The organism is Luteimonas changyuni, assembly GCF_039548395.1.
Taxonomy (GTDB): Bacteria; Pseudomonadota; Gammaproteobacteria; order Xanthomonadales; family Xanthomonadaceae; genus Luteimonas.
This window is the reverse complement of the sequence record NZ_JBCLUZ010000016.1, coordinates 32,365-46,342: the sequence shown is the minus strand read 5'-3', so window position 1 is coordinate 46,342 and position 13,978 is coordinate 32,365. Positions and strand designations below refer to the sequence as shown.

At 68.2% G+C, this 13,978-nt stretch carries 14 protein-coding genes; 3 read left to right on the top strand and 11 right to left on the bottom strand.

Going from position 1 to position 13,978, the window contains the following annotated elements; all coding sequences use genetic code 11:
* Positions 1–114 precede the first annotated feature (114 nt).
* From WCD84_RS08080 to WCD84_RS08030, 11 genes are read right to left on the bottom strand one after another with little or no spacing between them, the layout of a single operon-like run.
* Positions 115–1,122: a type IV secretion system protein gene (locus tag WCD84_RS08080; protein ID WP_343281032.1), complete on the bottom strand. Its 1,008-nt coding sequence runs from the start codon at positions 1,120–1,122 to the stop codon at positions 115–117.
* Positions 1,123–1,131: 9 nt separating this feature from the next.
* Entirely contained in the window at positions 1,132–1,869 is a 738-nt protein-coding gene (locus WCD84_RS08075) for a hypothetical protein (protein ID WP_343281031.1), read from the bottom strand.
* 43 nt (positions 1,870–1,912) lie between these two features.
* Positions 1,913–4,339: a VirB4 family type IV secretion/conjugal transfer ATPase gene (locus tag WCD84_RS08070; RefSeq protein ID WP_343281030.1), complete on the bottom strand. Its 2,427-nt coding sequence runs from the start codon at positions 4,337–4,339 to the stop codon at positions 1,913–1,915.
* Positions 4,336–4,641, bottom strand: a complete 306-nt coding sequence (locus WCD84_RS08065) for a type IV secretion system protein VirB3 (RefSeq protein ID WP_343281029.1) — start codon at positions 4,639–4,641, stop codon at positions 4,336–4,338. The genes WCD84_RS08070 and WCD84_RS08065 overlap by 4 nt, the downstream gene beginning before the upstream one ends.
* Positions 4,634–5,020 (bottom strand): TrbC/VirB2 family protein, encoded by a 387-nt coding sequence (locus WCD84_RS08060; protein WP_343281028.1) that lies wholly within the window; start codon positions 5,018–5,020, stop codon positions 4,634–4,636. The genes WCD84_RS08065 and WCD84_RS08060 overlap by 8 nt, the downstream gene beginning before the upstream one ends.
* Before the next feature lie 48 nt (positions 5,021–5,068).
* Positions 5,069–5,809: a lytic transglycosylase domain-containing protein gene (locus WCD84_RS08055; RefSeq protein WP_343281049.1), complete on the bottom strand. Its 741-nt coding sequence runs from the start codon at positions 5,807–5,809 to the stop codon at positions 5,069–5,071.
* An 8-nt stretch (positions 5,810–5,817) separates the two neighbouring features.
* Positions 5,818–6,885 (bottom strand): P-type DNA transfer ATPase VirB11, encoded by a 1,068-nt coding sequence (gene virB11 / locus WCD84_RS08050; RefSeq protein ID WP_449280085.1) that lies wholly within the window; start codon positions 6,883–6,885, stop codon positions 5,818–5,820.
* Positions 6,885–8,027 carry a TrbI/VirB10 family protein gene (locus tag WCD84_RS08045; RefSeq protein ID WP_343281027.1) on the bottom strand — a complete coding sequence of 381 codons (1,143 nt, stop codon included), beginning with the start codon at positions 8,025–8,027 and terminating at the stop codon, positions 6,885–6,887. The genes virB11 and WCD84_RS08045 overlap by 1 nt, the downstream gene beginning before the upstream one ends.
* Complete coding sequence (locus WCD84_RS08040; RefSeq protein WP_343281026.1) at positions 8,024–8,797, bottom strand: TrbG/VirB9 family P-type conjugative transfer protein; 774 nt, start codon at positions 8,795–8,797, stop codon at positions 8,024–8,026. The genes WCD84_RS08045 and WCD84_RS08040 overlap by 4 nt, the downstream gene beginning before the upstream one ends.
* Positions 8,794–9,636, bottom strand: a complete 843-nt coding sequence (locus WCD84_RS08035) for a virB8 family protein (RefSeq protein ID WP_343254951.1) — start codon at positions 9,634–9,636, stop codon at positions 8,794–8,796. The genes WCD84_RS08040 and WCD84_RS08035 overlap by 4 nt, the downstream gene beginning before the upstream one ends.
* 45 nt (positions 9,637–9,681) lie before the next feature.
* Positions 9,682–10,086, bottom strand: a complete 405-nt coding sequence (locus tag WCD84_RS08030) for a hypothetical protein (RefSeq protein WP_343281025.1) — start codon at positions 10,084–10,086, stop codon at positions 9,682–9,684.
* Between the two features lie 287 nt (positions 10,087–10,373).
* On the opposite strand from WCD84_RS08030, the gene WCD84_RS08025 reads away from it, so the two are divergent.
* From WCD84_RS08025 to WCD84_RS08015, 3 genes are all read left to right on the top strand, one after another.
* A complete protein-coding gene (locus WCD84_RS08025; RefSeq protein WP_343281024.1) occupies positions 10,374–11,687 on the top strand; it encodes an alkaline phosphatase family protein in 1,314 nt (437 codons plus the stop codon).
* A 90-nt stretch (positions 11,688–11,777) separates the two neighbouring features.
* On the top strand, positions 11,778–13,334 hold the full coding sequence (locus WCD84_RS08020; protein ID WP_343281023.1) for a DNA-3-methyladenine glycosylase 2 family protein: 1,557 nt from the start codon (positions 11,778–11,780) through the stop codon (positions 13,332–13,334).
* Positions 13,331–13,831: a methylated-DNA--[protein]-cysteine S-methyltransferase gene (locus WCD84_RS08015; protein WP_343281048.1), complete on the top strand. Its 501-nt coding sequence runs from the start codon at positions 13,331–13,333 to the stop codon at positions 13,829–13,831. The genes WCD84_RS08020 and WCD84_RS08015 overlap by 4 nt, the downstream gene beginning before the upstream one ends.
* Positions 13,832–13,978: the final 147 nt, after the last annotated feature.

Sequence of the window (13,978 nt, the reverse complement as noted above, 5' to 3'; positions counted from 1 at the left end):
TGTCACACGCTCGGCCGGCGCGTTGGCGCGGGCCACCTGTCCGGAAACCGTGTCGCCCTCGATTCTAGCCCATTGCCGGCCGCGTGCGGCGCGCCCGCCGGCGCCGCGCACGGGTCAACCGCCCCGCCCTGCCACGCCGGGGGGAAGGCCCGAGCCCGGCGGTGGCGCCTGGCCGCCACCGGTCGCCACCCCAACCGCGTTGTAGGGCGAGAACTGGCCGAGCACGCCGTTGAAAAACATCGCCGCCATCGGCGGCGCGCTGACGATCAGCATGGTCAGGATCAGGCCCATGCCGCCCTGCTGCATGGCCATCGACGACATGCTTTCCTGAGTCCCTCCGCCGGGGACCAGGTCGGCGACCCAGAACGCGAGGCCGACCGCGATCAGCATGTCCATCGCCAGGGTCACCATCACCGTCAGCAGCGCCAGCGAGAACAGGGTCCCCAGACCGTGGTACAGCCATTTGCTGAACAGCTGGCGGGTTGCGCGGAACAGCAGGCAGAGGATGAAGATGGGCCCCAGTCCGACGAACAGCGCGATCGCCACCTTGTTGAGCAGCAGCATGCTCGAGGCGATGATCGCCGGCCCGCCGAGGCCCACCCCGGTGAACCACATCGCCCGCGACTTGCGCTGCTCGGTGAGCAGGTCGCCACCCTCGTCGATTGAGTCGATGACCTGAAGCGCGACCTGCATGATGGCCAGGGTGCGGTCGATGTCCTCATAGGGGCCGCCGTCGTCGCGGCCGGTCACGACTTCGGCCACCACCTCGCCAAGTCCATCGGTCAGGATGCGATAGGTCGAGCCCGAGCCGGCGGCGGCACCGGTGGCGATGCCGATCACCAGCACCGCCTTCAGCGCATCGCCGACCAGCGCCATCATCGGCTCGCGCGACAGCCCGGTGGCGATCCGGTAGCCCTGCACCAGGATCCACAGCGTGAGCAGGCTGAGCGCCGCGGTCCCGGCCACGGTCACCACGCGCCCCAGCAGGTTGCCCGCGAACTCGCTGATCTCGTCATCGAGGAAGCTGTTGATCTCGCGGAAGAACATCATGTTCGGCAGAGACTGGGCCTGCGCCCAGTCCATGGCCATCATCGCGAGTGCCGCTGCGCCGTCGATCGCCATGGGATGCTCCTAGCGGTCGCGCTCGCGCGCGGCCCGCAGGGCGACCTTCAGCGCGAGCCCCGCGACCACGGTCCCCGGCCCCGAGTCCGAGAGCGCCTCGTTGGCCACCCGCACGTGGTTCTCCCGCAGCGCGCGCAGCGCAGTGTCGTAGGCGGACATCAGCCTCTCTCCGCTTTGCACGTCGTTCTGGAGCTGGCCCTGTATGGACAGGATCCGGTTGGTGTTGGAAGCAAGCTTTCCTTCCTCCTCCGGGCGGATCCCGTCGCGCTCGGCGTAGGCAGCGCGGAGTTCACCGTCGCGCTCCTCGACGTCTTCAAGCATGGCCACCAGGGCGTTGAAGCGCCGGTTTTCCGTGCGCACGATCGAGATGCAGTACGCGCGCTGTTCGGATCCCTTGCTGTGGCGCGCCGGGTTGGCACCACAGCGCTCGACCAGGCCGGCATCGTCATCGCGCGCCTGGAAGTTTTCCCGGTGGCCCGTGGTGCCGGAGTATGCGTCGCCGGTCACCAGGGCCTGTTCGTATTGCTTGTCCAGCGTCCGCAACTGCTCCGCCTGCTTCTGCAGGTCATCGACTGTCTGCTGGTACTGCGCCACCCAGCCGAGTGCCGTCTTCACCGTGTGCGGCACGTCCACCACCGCCCACTGCGCGGCCGCCGGCCCGGTTGAAAGCAGGCCGGCCAGAAGCAGCGCCCCCGCCCTGGCCCATCTGCGCCGCATCCGCGGCCCTGCGACTTCCCTGTCGTCCATGTCCCACTCCTTGGGTTGAAAGCATGTATCGATTCCTGCCGGGTCAGCCGCTGCGCCTGCCCTTGCGCCGCGCCTGGAACCCGGCAAGCCATTGCTCCGGGCGCAGCGCGTCCTCCCGCACGCCAAGCGCAGCGGCGTTGTCCCCGATCACCGTGTGCATGACCTCGATGTTGTCGGTCGACGCCGAGATCACCGCCAGCACGTCATCCAGCCCATCGAGATCGAGCCGGCACACCGCCGAAGCATGGCCCTGCTTGACCAGGAAGCACCGGGAGCGCTCGTCCAGCGAAACCACGACCCGGTACTCGGCGTCGGTCAGCTTGAGGCCGTCGACATAGTCCTTGCGGCTGGCATTCGGGTTTGGCAGCAGGACCAGGGTTGCGGTCTGCTCGACCAGGGCGGCGGCGATATCGCTCGCCAGTGCGTCTTCCGGGCTCTGGGTGGCAAAGATACCCAGGCCGTTCTGCTTGCGGATGGTCTTCTGCTTGTTGCGCGCGAAGTCCTTGAGCGCGCCGCCGCCCTCCAGGATCTTCCAGAATTCGTCCATCACGTAAACCAGGCGCCGACCATCGATGATTCCTTCCAGCCGGTGCAACAGGTAGCGGACCACGGGCATCCGGACCTCCGGATTCTCGAGGATGTCGGTGTAGTCGAAGCCGATGATGTTCGCGCGTGAAAGATCGACGGTATCCACGGGATTGTCGAAGACCCAGCCCAGGCTGTTGCCCGCCGTCCACTTGCGCAGGCGCGCATAGAGCCCGTCGTCGCCCATGTTCGGCAGGCTTTTCTGCAGGTTCGCCATGCTGCGCAGCTGCATGGGCGTGTCGAGGATGCCTTCCACTGCCCGGAACACGTCTTCGTCCTCGCGTGCGGTGTAGGCGTGCTTCCCCGCGAGCATCTTCACCAGTTCCCCCAGGAACTGCACGTTGGCTTCGGTGCGCTCGCACTGGAGCGGGTTGAAGCCGGTGGGGCGGCCGTTCTCGAGCGCAAGGTAGTTGCCACCGCAGGCACGCACGAAGATCTCGGCACCGCGGTCCTTGTCGAAGAAGAACACGGTCGGGGCAGGATCGAGCTTCTGTGTCTGGCTCAGCAGGAAGTTGACCAGCGCCGTTTTTCCGGTGCCCGACTTTCCGATCACAAGCGTGTTGCCCAGCGCCTTTTCGCCGAAGGAATCCTCGACGGGATGGGTGGCGTGGAAGTTGAAATGGTAGGGCTGCCCGTTGCTCGCCTGCAGCGTGGTGACGCAGTCGCCCCACGGGTTGCGATGCTGCTTGCCGGCGGCGAAATTGTGCAGTGGCGACAAGCCGAGGAAGTTGAGCGAGCTGACGTTCGCCAGCCGCGTCCGGTAGCGCCAGTTGCCCGGCAGCTGGGCATAGAACGCCGAGGCCACGGCGAGATCCTCCTTGGCAGACACGAAGCCGGCATTCGACAGCTCGGCGCGGGCGTCGGCCAGGTGCCGCGACAGCAGCGCCTGGTTCTCGGCGTGAACCGCAAGCGAGAAGTGGTACTCGCCCAGTACGAAGTTGCCGGAGGCAAGCTCGTCCATCGCCTGGTCGAGCTCGACGATCTGGCTGACGGCCCTGTCACCCGACGAAACCATCATGCCCTTGGTGCGGTCGAGTATGCGCAGCGCGTCCTGCCGCCCCATCGGACTGAAGGACTGCGTGAGTACGTACTCGAATCCCAGGTACTTCAGGCCGTTGAGGATCCCCGGCCAGGTGGCATCGGTGTATTCCTTGATGTTGAGGATGGCACCGTAGTGGTGCTTTCCCGATGGCGTCGCCACCACGAAGTCGCCGGTCCGGGCCGAGAACGTGACGCGACTGACCGGAAGGTAGTCGGCGATGGGTGCCGACAGCACCGGCACCGGCTCGGACACGCGGTTGAGTACATAGGCATACAACTCCAACAGGCGCGAAAAGGCGACGCCGTTGTCGCCCTCGTAGATGCACAGGCGCTCGGGCGAATAGTCCTTGAGCACGGCCTCGACGCTGCCCGCCAGTTCATGGACGCGATCGACGGCCTGTTGCTCGGCGGCGGCAAGCCGGCGCGGGTCGGCCGAGCGCTCGACCAGCCGCCGTCCGGCCACGACGGGGCGATAGAGCATGGTCAGGTAGAGGTCGTTCTGCAGCGATTCCTTTTCCGAGAGCGAGGCGAAATAGGCATCCGAGAGCGCCTGGTTGAACATGCCTGCAAAGCGTCCGCCGCCATCGATGCGCTTGCGCCTGCGGATGTCGTGGGTCCAGAACGCGACGTTCGCGAAGTCGGGTGCCCGCAGCGTCTGCAGCATCCGGTTGAACGTGGCGTGCCGATGTTCGAGGTCCCACTCCTCGCGGCCCACGAACGGCAGCCCGCCCAGCCTCCAGGCCAGCAGGTAGTCACCGCCCGTGGTCTTGACCACGTCCGCGGCAACGTGGCTGGAAAGCGGCACGAACCCGCCCACCGCCGCGTCAGCCGCGACCGCGCTCACCGCGAGCCCCCCTGTGCGCGCCCGGGCAGCGGCGCAAACGACCAGTCGCCGCCGCGGAGCGCGCGGTTGCGTACCTTGGCACGGAGCTGCCATCGCAAGCCGAGAAGGCGGAAGACCATCTCGTCCCGACGTGCCATCTGGCGCATGGCAAGGATCACCAGCGGCATCGTCACCAGCAGGAGCAGGTTGATGTACACGGCCAGCAGGAGGCATGTGCCGGCACCCACGAAGAACGGGACGTAGGGCACGCCCAGGAACATCGCAGGTCGCGTGCAGCCGCGGAAAAGCGCGTCCTTACGCATGGAACACCGGCAGCGCCGTGCCCAGCATCGCCGTGCACTCCCCCGCTTCCGGCCCGAGCAGCATCCGCGCAATCTGCGCCGCCGCACCGATCAACAGCCCGCCGACGAGGATCGGGGCCACGTCGGAAATGCGTTTGTGCGCGAACGCGATCTGGTAGCCGGCGAAAATGATCGCGATCGTGACCACGGCGATCGACGCCATGTTCAACAGCCCGTTGACGTTGTCGAAGAAGCCGCAGACCTTGGCGTCGGCGCCACCGAAGCCCTGTGCCAGCGCGACGGCCGGGGCAATGGCCAGGAGGGCGACCGCCTTCGGGCCCGCGGTGCGAACGCGTGCGGCGTGGCGGAGAAAGCGAATGCTGTGGGTACGTGCGTCCATGGTGCGTCCTTGCGTTGGGTTGATTGGGTGCGCGGCATCCGGCCGCGCCTAGAACACGAAAGCGGAATCTTCGCTGCGAGCCGCCGGCCCGGCTGCGGGAGGTGGCCCGCGCGGCTCGGATACCTGTGGCACGAACGGCGACCCCGTCGTGGTGGCGGACCCGGCTGCGTCCACCGCCATCCCCGACAACGGTGCATCGACCGCGCCAGCTCCACCCAGGCGGCCAGGCACGGGCGACGCGGCCGCCGGCGCCGCCGATGCGGATCGCCGGGCACCGAGGTCGGCGGCTGGGCGTGCCGGCCCGGGTGTTCCGCCATTGACCAGCACCGGAATCGCCGCCAGCGCGTCGACGACCGTGTCCAGGCCCGCCGCGGCCATCGAGCGGCGCACTTTCTGGACGTAGCCGTCGCGGAAGCCGCGGGTGAAATTGCCCGAGTAGTAGCAGCTGAACGCCTTGTCCCAGTCACCGCCGGAACGCGCATGGCAATCGGCGAGAATGCGTGCGCCGGCTGCCAGGTTGGGACACGTGGCGAAGGCTTCCTCGTAGGTCACGAGCCCTTGCGCGGCGAGGTTGTGGCGATTGACCTGTGCGAGCCCCACCGAAAAGTTGTAGCCGTCACGCTCGAGCCGGGCGACGGTGGCGAGCGCTTCATGCAGGCTGCGCGGCTGGCGCGCCAGGCGTGCACCAACCACGCCGATGGCATATGGATTGAAGGATGATTCCACGTGCACCACGTGCTCCATCACCTGCAAAGGCACCGCCAGCTCCTGGCAGGCCATGAGCTCCAGGCCCGGGATCATGCCGACGGCTCCGACGCAGCGGCGATGGCGCTGGCACCACCGAACTCGATTCCGCTGATGTGCCGCCGTCCACCGCCGGCACTGATATGGACCACGATGTCGATGGTCATGGCCAGGAGCCTGCGGATGGTCGCGAATTCAAGGCCGGATCCTTCTTCGGACGCCTTGACCATCAACGCCAGCTGGTCCCAGGTCTGCGAGGTGCTGCCTGCATGGCAGCTGGTGATCGAGCCCGGATGGCCGGAGGCGCAGTTGCGGACGAAGTAGAAGGCTTCGTCGCCACGGAGCTCGGCGAGGATGATCCGGTCCGGCTTCATCCGCAGGCAGGCCTCCATGCAGGACTTGGCGCTGACCTTGGCCGAGCCCTGGCCACCTTTGGAATACAGCAGGTGGACGACGTTGGGCTGGCTGATGAACAGCTCGCGCGCATCCTCGATCGTCACCAGGCGCTCGCTTGCCGGGATGTGTTCCACCAGCGCCTTCATGAAGGTCGTCTTGCCGCTTCCGGTGGCACCCGAAACAACCATGTTGCGCCGCAGCTGCACCGCACGCCGGAAGAACTCGGCGTGGCGCCCCTCTGCACGGAGGGCCTTGAGTTCGCGATCTGCGTCATCTCCGCGGCGTTCGACGCCGAGGGCGGCGAAAAACCCCTCGGCCTCATAGTCGTCCAGGCGACGCACCCCGCGCGATGGCAGCCTGATCGTGATCGACACCGTGCCGGCTTCACAGGCCGGCGGAATGACGAACTGCGCCCGCTGCCCGGTCGGGAAGGTGAGCGAAACCACCGGCTCGGCGTCGGTGATCCGCTGCCCGGTATTGCTTCCGTTGACCACTGCATTGCAGAACTGCCGCGCGCGCTCGAAGCTCAGTCCGGGGACCTCTTCCCGGCGCCAGCCGTCACGCGTCTCCAACCAGACCTCGCCCGGGCGATTGATGCAGATTTCGGTGACGTCGGGCGAATCCATGTGCTCAAGGATCCCGAGCACCTGGTACTGGTAGTCCAGGAAGTCCTGCCCCACCGGCAATGAATGGCCCTGATCCATCATGCTCGCGGCCCCGGGCATCACAGCTGCGCCACCACCGCGGAAAAATCCACGTCGCGGGCCACATAGACATTCAGCAGGGTGCCGTGCTGGATGGTGACCGTCGGCGGGCGACGCGCATCCAAGGCCTGGTTCGCCAGTCGTTCAAGGGTCCTCGCGGTCGCGCTTTCATACGGCGACTGCACGACCACCCCACCCTCACCAATCATCGCCGCCGCCGGGCCCTCCTCCGCCGCCGCGTATTTGAAGGCGTCGCTGATCAGGCTGACCAGCAAGGCGGAGCCGATCCGCGAGCCCCAGTGGGCGCTGTAATGGCCCGGATGCCCTGCCCCGCCAAGGCCGTCCACGCCCGGGCTGGCCATGCTGATGTCGATGCCTGTTGGCGTGGTGATGCGGTCCCAGACCACGGCCACGCGCGGGCCGCGCGGCTCGGAATCGTAGCGACCCAGCACCTTGGAGCCCTTCGGCAGCAGCAGCCGGCGTCCGTTGATCGAATACACCGGCTCGGTGACGATGCAGGACGTATAGCCGGGCACATCGGTGACGATCCGTGTTTCCAGCACGCAGCGGATGTAGGTGCCACGGACCAGCAGGGATTCCGGACGCGTGATCGGCCGCGCCGCCGTCGTGGCCTGCGTGGCGACGCTTGACGGCGCGGCCTCGGTTCCCGGAAGCCCCGCGAGCATGGCCTGCATATAGGGATCAGTCGACGACGGAGCCTCGCCACCGGCGCTGCGTCGATCCACAAGGTCCGATGCGCGCGCGGGCAGCGGCAGGGAGAAATCGCGAGCCGGTGAACGCAGCGGCACGGCGGCGGGCAGCACCGGCAACGGCTCTGCAACCGGTGCAGACGACAGGTCCGGCACGGAGTGCACGGGCGGGGCGGCAATCCGCGGCAATTCGGGGATGACCACGGCCTGCTCGCGCGGCACCGGCACAGCATCGTCTCCACCGCCCAGCGCGCGCATCATCCCGAACATCGCCAGCACCAGCAGCACGACGATCGCCGCCAGGAAGCCCAGCGCCTTGCGATTGAGCCGCTGCATGTCCTCGGCGCGCAGCACCGGCGCCGCGGCATCGAGGTCGGGCGCGGCCTGCCGCGCCGCGTAGTGGCCCTGGCCCTCGCCATGGCCCTGGTCATGGCCCGCTCCCGCTCCACTCATCGCCCGTTCCTCCTCAGCCCGACCACGTCACGGCCGTGTCGCACGACCAGGTACGGATAGGTGCCGTGCACCACCAGCACGTCGCCCTCGACGGTGGTGTTGACCACGAAGTCTTCGCCGTCGCGCTGCCTGCGCGCGAAGACCGCCGGAAAATTGCCCGTCGGCAGCGCCGCCTGTGTCCCCATGCGCAGATAGGTGAAACGACCATCGTCGTACACGTTCATCGGCACCAACCATGGTGATGCGCGCCGCGCTGAAACGTCATAGTCGAAGTGGTAGCTGTGCGCCTTGTCGAGCACGGCGTTCTGGCCGAGGTCCGCGACCTCTTCCTTCGGCGGCGCGAAGCTGGCATCGGCGGGATAGCTGAAGGCGATCCTGTACTGCACGCCGGCCCGCCGGGCCTGTTCCAGCGAGGTCCAGTCGCTGGCCACCACCTTCAGTTCGAAGATGTAGGAATGCGACTGCGTGCGCACCAGCATATTGGTGTCGACATCGGCGCCACGCGGCCGCAGGTAGAACACGTTCCCGCGACGGGTGAGGTCCCAGCCGGTGCTGAAGCCGGTGCTGAAGTCGAGAATGTCCTCGGCCGGGTCCAGTTCAAGCTGGGTGGTGATGCCCAGCGCCGTGCGCACCGGATAGACGCCGTCGGGCACATACTCGTAAACCTCGATCTGCGGGGTGCCCTCGACCGGCCGGGCGTTGGCCACCGGCGTCAACGCGAATCCGGCGGCAAGAACGATCCAGACGGCGAGGCTGCTCATGCTGCTCATGGCGCTGCTTCCTGCAAATCCGTGCCTTCATTGAAAGCGTCCGCGTCGGTGCCGGGCTGCCGGGCGTCCGCGACGATCGCGTCCTCGTAATGCGCCGGCTCCGACTCGGCCGGCGGCAGGGGCGCGTAGTCGTTGTCCGCGCGATAGCTGGTGACCTGGAATCCGAGCGGGTTTTCGAGCCGATCCGGCTCCTCAAGCTTCAGCGCAAGGTTGTAGGAGAAGCCGAGCGTCGCGATGCGGCTGTCGAGCGGTCGCGTCGCGCCACTGGACTTGTCATAGACGCTGCGCTGGAAACGCACGGTGGCGCCGTTCGGGCTGCCATCGGGGCCGTCGATGAGCTGGATGCTCAGGATCCGCACCCGGATCGCACGACTCCGTCCGTACGTGTTGAACGGACTGCGCGGATTGTTGGCCGCATGCAGCGATGCGTACTCGCGACCCACCTCAGGCGCGGACATGCCGTGCACCGCGCGCCAGTCACGCAGGTTCATCATCGCCACGTCGTAGGACTCGCGCAGGCCGACGAAGCTGGCAACGTTGGCGCGGGCAATCGCCTCGCTGGCAGTGAGGCTGCGATGGCGGAAATCGGCGTCGAGCCTGGCCACCGTGGCGTTGCCGCTGTAGGCGTCAGCCATGACAAGGAACGGCACGCGCTCCTTGAGCGGCATGACGCGGAAATAGCCCGCGGCAAGCAGCAGGGCCGTGGCCGCCGCGGCGCTCGCCACCCACCACGCCCGGCGTTCACTGCGGCGTGCGAGATCGGCGATGCTGGTTTCGTAGTTGACCGCGCGGACGACCGTCTCCATGGTCGCCGGCCCCGGCCGCTTCTTGTCGAACATTCTGCAATCCATGCAAAGTCGGTGAGGGTGCTGCGAGGAGTCGGCTCAACGTCCTCCGCTTCGTTCGGTGACCACGACCCGGCTGCCTTCAACGCGCAGAACGACGCCCTGGCCATCGAACGCGGCGCCGAGCTGCGCTACCGCATCGGCAAGCGAGCGGGCGCGTATCTCCTGCACCGGCTGGTACAGGGTGAAGTCGGAAGGGTGGCGGTAGTCGAGTTCGCTGCCGCTGTCGCGCGCCCAGCGTACGAGCAGGTTGCGCAGCGTGCCGTCCATGGGCGATGCCTGGAACAGATAGGCGCTGTGCAGCGGAATCGCCTCGGTGCTGTCTGCGTACGTGTTGACCGGTGTCCATCGACCGGCAAAGTCACGCGCATCGCGCCCCGCGCAGGCAGTGGCCATGAACGCCAGTGCGGCGACCGCGACGCATGAAAGACTGCGATACCGCATGTCCATGCCACCCTCCCTGGCCGTACTTCGGACATATAGAATGAAAGAGGCCGGAACGATCCTTGTCCTCGGCCGTGGAACTCCTTTGGATGCCGCCTTGTTGCGTAGCGGCCGCCGCGGCACTGCTCCCCGCGCGCCATGGCTGAACGCTACCTGCCTGCATGTCGCGGTTCAATAGCATTTGCCAATGGATATGTGACCGCGTCCAGAGAACAGAAAACTCCGAGTGCGTTTTAAGGATTCCGGTCGCGATTACCAGCGTCATCCTTGCGCCGTATCATTCGCGGATGCCATTACATATCCGACCTGCGGCGCAGCTCGCCGCCACCCTCGCCACCCTGTTCATGCTCGGTGCCTGCAGCAGTCCCGGCGTGCCCACCGTGACGGCCACGCCAGCTGACGCCAATGCCAGAACCGGCACGGCCATCGGCGCGAGCGCCAACCCACTGCTGCTCATCTCCATCGACGGCCTGCACCCCGACCGCATCAACGCCACCGACTCGCCCAACATCGCCCGCCTCGCCGCCGGCGGCGTGCAGGCGCGCTGGATGACCCCGTCCTACCCCACGCTCACCTTCCCCAACCACTACACCATCGCCACCGGTCTGCGCCCGAACCGCCACGGCATCGTCCACAACTCGATGTCCGACGAGGCGCTGGGCACGTTCCGCCTGTCCGATCGCGATGCAGTCAGCACCAGCGCATGGTGGGGCGGCGAGCCGATCTGGGTCGGCGCCGAGAAAGCCGGGCTGGCCACCGCCACCATGTTCTGGCCAGGGACCGAGGCCGAGATCGCCGGCGTGCGCCCCACGCGCTGGAACGTCTACGACGGCAACGTGCCCGCCAGCCAGCGCGCGGCCACCGTTGCCGGCTGGCTGCTGGAACCGGCAGCCACGCGCCCGGCGCTGGCCACGCTCTATTTCGAGGCGGTCGACAGCCAGGCCCACGGCCACGGGCCGGACTCGGATGAGGCGCGCGACGCGCTTGCCGGCATCGACGTCGCCATCGGCGAGCTGCTGACCGCGCTCGAGCGCGGCGGCCGGCTGCAGCACACGAATATCGTGCTGGTGTCCGACCACGGCATGGCGCCGGTGCCAACCGGCAACGCAGTGGCGGTGGAAGACATGGTCAGCCCGGAACAGGCCCGGCTGCCCAGCATCGGCCAGGTGGTGACGGTGCAGCCCAACCCCGGCCACGAGGCCGCGGTGGAAGCGCGCCTGCTCGGCCGCAAGGACCGGTACGAATGCTGGCGCCGCGACGAGCTGCCGGCGCGCTGGCACTACGGCACGCATCCGCGCATCCCGGCCATCGTCTGCCAGATGGACGAGGGCTGGGACGCGCTGCCGCAGCGCATCCTCGACCGGCGCACGGGCGCACCGGCCGGCGTGCGCGGCTCGCACGGCTACGATCCGGCGCTGCCGTCGATGCGTGCGGTGTTCATCGCGTCCGGCCCCGCGTTCCGCAGCGGCGCGGTGATCGAACCGATCGACAACGTCGATGTCTATCCGCTGCTGGTGCGACTGCTGGGCATTCCCGCGGCCGACCATGACGGCGATCCGGCGGCGCTGCTGCCGGCGCTGGAGGGCGATCCCGCGCACTGAGCCGAGCCTGTCGGGAGCGTCCCGGAGGCCTTCCGCCCTGATGTCCGAAAGCGGCGAGTCTGGCCGCGGCCGCGGTGCTAGCCTGCGTCCATGGCCACCTCCCCGCTCCCCGACGCCGCGGTCTGCGACCAGGCCCGACGCAGTCGCGATCCGCGCTTCGACGGCCTGTTTTTCACCGGCGTCCACAGCACGCGGATCTACTGCCGCCCTGTGTGCCCGGCGCCGTTCGCGAAGCGGGTGACCTATTACGCCAGCGCGGCGGCTGCCGAGGGCGCGGGCTTCCGCCCGTGCCTGCGCTGCCGTCCGGAACTGTCGCCGTCGGATGGTGCCTGGCGGCGCGGTGACGCGGCGGTCGCGCGCGCGCTGGTGCTGATCGATCAGGGCGCACTGGCCGATGCGCCGCTGTCGGCGCTGGCCGGGCGCATCGGCATGGGCGAGCGCCAGCTGCGTCGCCTGTTCGTGGAGCGCGTCGGCGCGCCGCCGGTCGCCGTGCACGGCACGCGGCGCCTGCTGTTTGCCAGGCAGCTGCTGACCGAGTCCGCGCTGCCCGTCACCGAGGTCGCGCTTGCGGCCGGCTTCGGCAGCCTCCGGCGCTTCAACACCAGCTTCAAGGATGCGTATCGGATGGCGCCGCGCGACCTGCGCCGGCAGCCGGGTGCGGCACGCCAGGCACCGGGCGAGGCGCTGGTGCTTCGCCTGGGCTACCGCCCGCCCTACGATTTCGCGGCGATGCTGGCGTTCCTGCGCGGTCGCGCGCTGCCGGGCGTGGAGTCGGTGGGCGATGCGCACTACGCACGCGTGATCGCCGGCATGGATGGCGCGCCTCACGGGTGGCTGCGGGTCTCGGCTTGGCCCGGTGACGCGCATGCGCTGCGGCTGGAACTGCACGCAGCGCAGGCGGCGCGCCTGCTCGACATCGTGCAGCGGCTGCGGCGCATGTTCGACCTGGATGCCGATCCGCAGGTGATTGCCGCCACGTTGTCAGTGGACGACCGGCTGCGACCCCTGCTGCACGCGCGTCCCGGCCTGCGCCTGCCCAGCGGCTGGGACGGCTTCGAGGTCGCGGTGCGCGCGGTGCTTGGTCAGCAGGTCAGCGTGGCCGCGGCGCGCACCCTGGCCACGCGCCTGGTGCAGCGTTTCGGCGAGGTGCTGCCGGAACCGTTCGACGAAGGCCTCGACCATCTGTTCCCGACGCCCGACGCGCTTGCCGAGGCCGACCTCGGCAGCATCGGACTCACCCGAGCGCGCGCGGAAACGGTGCGCGGCGTGGCGCGGGCGCTGCTCGATGGCCGGATCGACCTCCACCCGGAGCGCACGCTTGATGAGTTCGCCGCGCGCTGGCTGGCGCTTCCCGGCATTGGTCCGTGGACGGCGCAGTACATCGCGATGCGCGCGCTCGGCCACCCGGACGCATTCCCGGCCGAAGACCTGGTGCTGCAGAAGGCGCTGCCTACGGACGGCTCGCGACTCACGGCCAAGGCATCGGGTGCACGCGCCGAGGCCTGGCGGCCGTGGCGCGCGTATGCCGTGATCCATCTGTGGAAGGACGCGATGGAGCGCGCCGGCACCGCACTCCCCACGATACGGGTGTGCGCCACAACGCCACGCGTTCGCGCGCGACCCGCAACCGACGAGGCAAGCCCATGACCATCATCTTCCTGCAGACGGACACGCCCATCGGCGTGCTGACTTTGGCTGCCGATAACGACGGGCTGCGCCGCATCGACTTCCCGCCACCGCATGGCCCTCTACCGGGCAACGGCTGGCAGAAAGGCAGCAACGACGTACTGATCCAAGCGCAGCGGCAGCTTGGCGAGTACTTCGCGGGCAAGCGCATGCACTTCGACCTGCCGCTGTCGCCGCACGGCACCGACTTCCAGCGCGCGGTCTGGACCACGCTTGCGGAGATTCCGTACGGCGGGACCTGGAGCTATCGCGATCTCGCGCACAGGATCGGCAGGCCAACCGCGACCCGCGCAGTCGGCGCCGCCAACGGCCGCAACCCGTTGCCGATCGTGCTGCCCTGCCACCGCGTGATCGGCGCGGATGGATCGCTGACCGGCTTCGGCGGCGGCCTGCCGACCAAGCAATTCCTGCTGAAGCTGGAGGGCGCGCTGCCGGCCGGCTACGACCTGTTTGGCTGAGAAGTCTTTGGCACAAGCCCCGATCGGCAATCGTGTGCGGGAAGCCACACCGCGACCCGTAGCCAGCCAGTGTGGGAGCAGCCATGGCCATGATTGGCAGCCGGTGTGGGGGATCAGCCATGGCCATGATTGGCAGCCAGCCAATGT

Bases quoted from the DNA above. Each gene is read 5' to 3' on its own strand.
- WCD84_RS08025 (WP_343281024.1), top strand. From the start codon at position 10,374: ATGCCATTACATATCCGACCTGCGGCGCAGCTCGCCGCCACCCTCGCC.
- WCD84_RS08015 (WP_343281048.1), top strand. From the start codon at position 13,331: ATGACCATCATCTTCCTGCAGACGGACACGCCCATCGGCGTGCTGACT.
- WCD84_RS08060 (WP_343281028.1), bottom strand. From the start codon at position 5,020: ATGGACGCACGTACCCACAGCATTCGCTTTCTCCGCCACGCCGCACGC.
- WCD84_RS08075 (WP_343281031.1), bottom strand. From the start codon at position 1,869: ATGGACGACAGGGAAGTCGCAGGGCCGCGGATGCGGCGCAGATGGGCC.
- WCD84_RS08020 (WP_343281023.1), top strand. From the start codon at position 11,778: ATGGCCACCTCCCCGCTCCCCGACGCCGCGGTCTGCGACCAGGCCCGA.
- WCD84_RS08045 (WP_343281027.1), bottom strand. From the start codon at position 8,027: ATGAGTGGAGCGGGAGCGGGCCATGACCAGGGCCATGGCGAGGGCCAG.
- WCD84_RS08030 (WP_343281025.1), bottom strand. From the start codon at position 10,086: ATGCGGTATCGCAGTCTTTCATGCGTCGCGGTCGCCGCACTGGCGTTC.
- WCD84_RS08040 (WP_343281026.1), bottom strand. From the start codon at position 8,797: ATGAGCAGCATGAGCAGCCTCGCCGTCTGGATCGTTCTTGCCGCCGGA.
- WCD84_RS08080 (WP_343281032.1), bottom strand. From the start codon at position 1,122: ATGGCGATCGACGGCGCAGCGGCACTCGCGATGATGGCCATGGACTGG.
- WCD84_RS08065 (WP_343281029.1), bottom strand. From the start codon at position 4,641: ATGCGTAAGGACGCGCTTTTCCGCGGCTGCACGCGACCTGCGATGTTC.
- virB11 (WP_449280085.1), bottom strand. From the start codon at position 6,885: ATGCCCGGGGCCGCGAGCATGATGGATCAGGGCCATTCATTGCCGGTG.
- WCD84_RS08035 (WP_343254951.1), bottom strand. From the start codon at position 9,636: ATGTTCGACAAGAAGCGGCCGGGGCCGGCGACCATGGAGACGGTCGTC.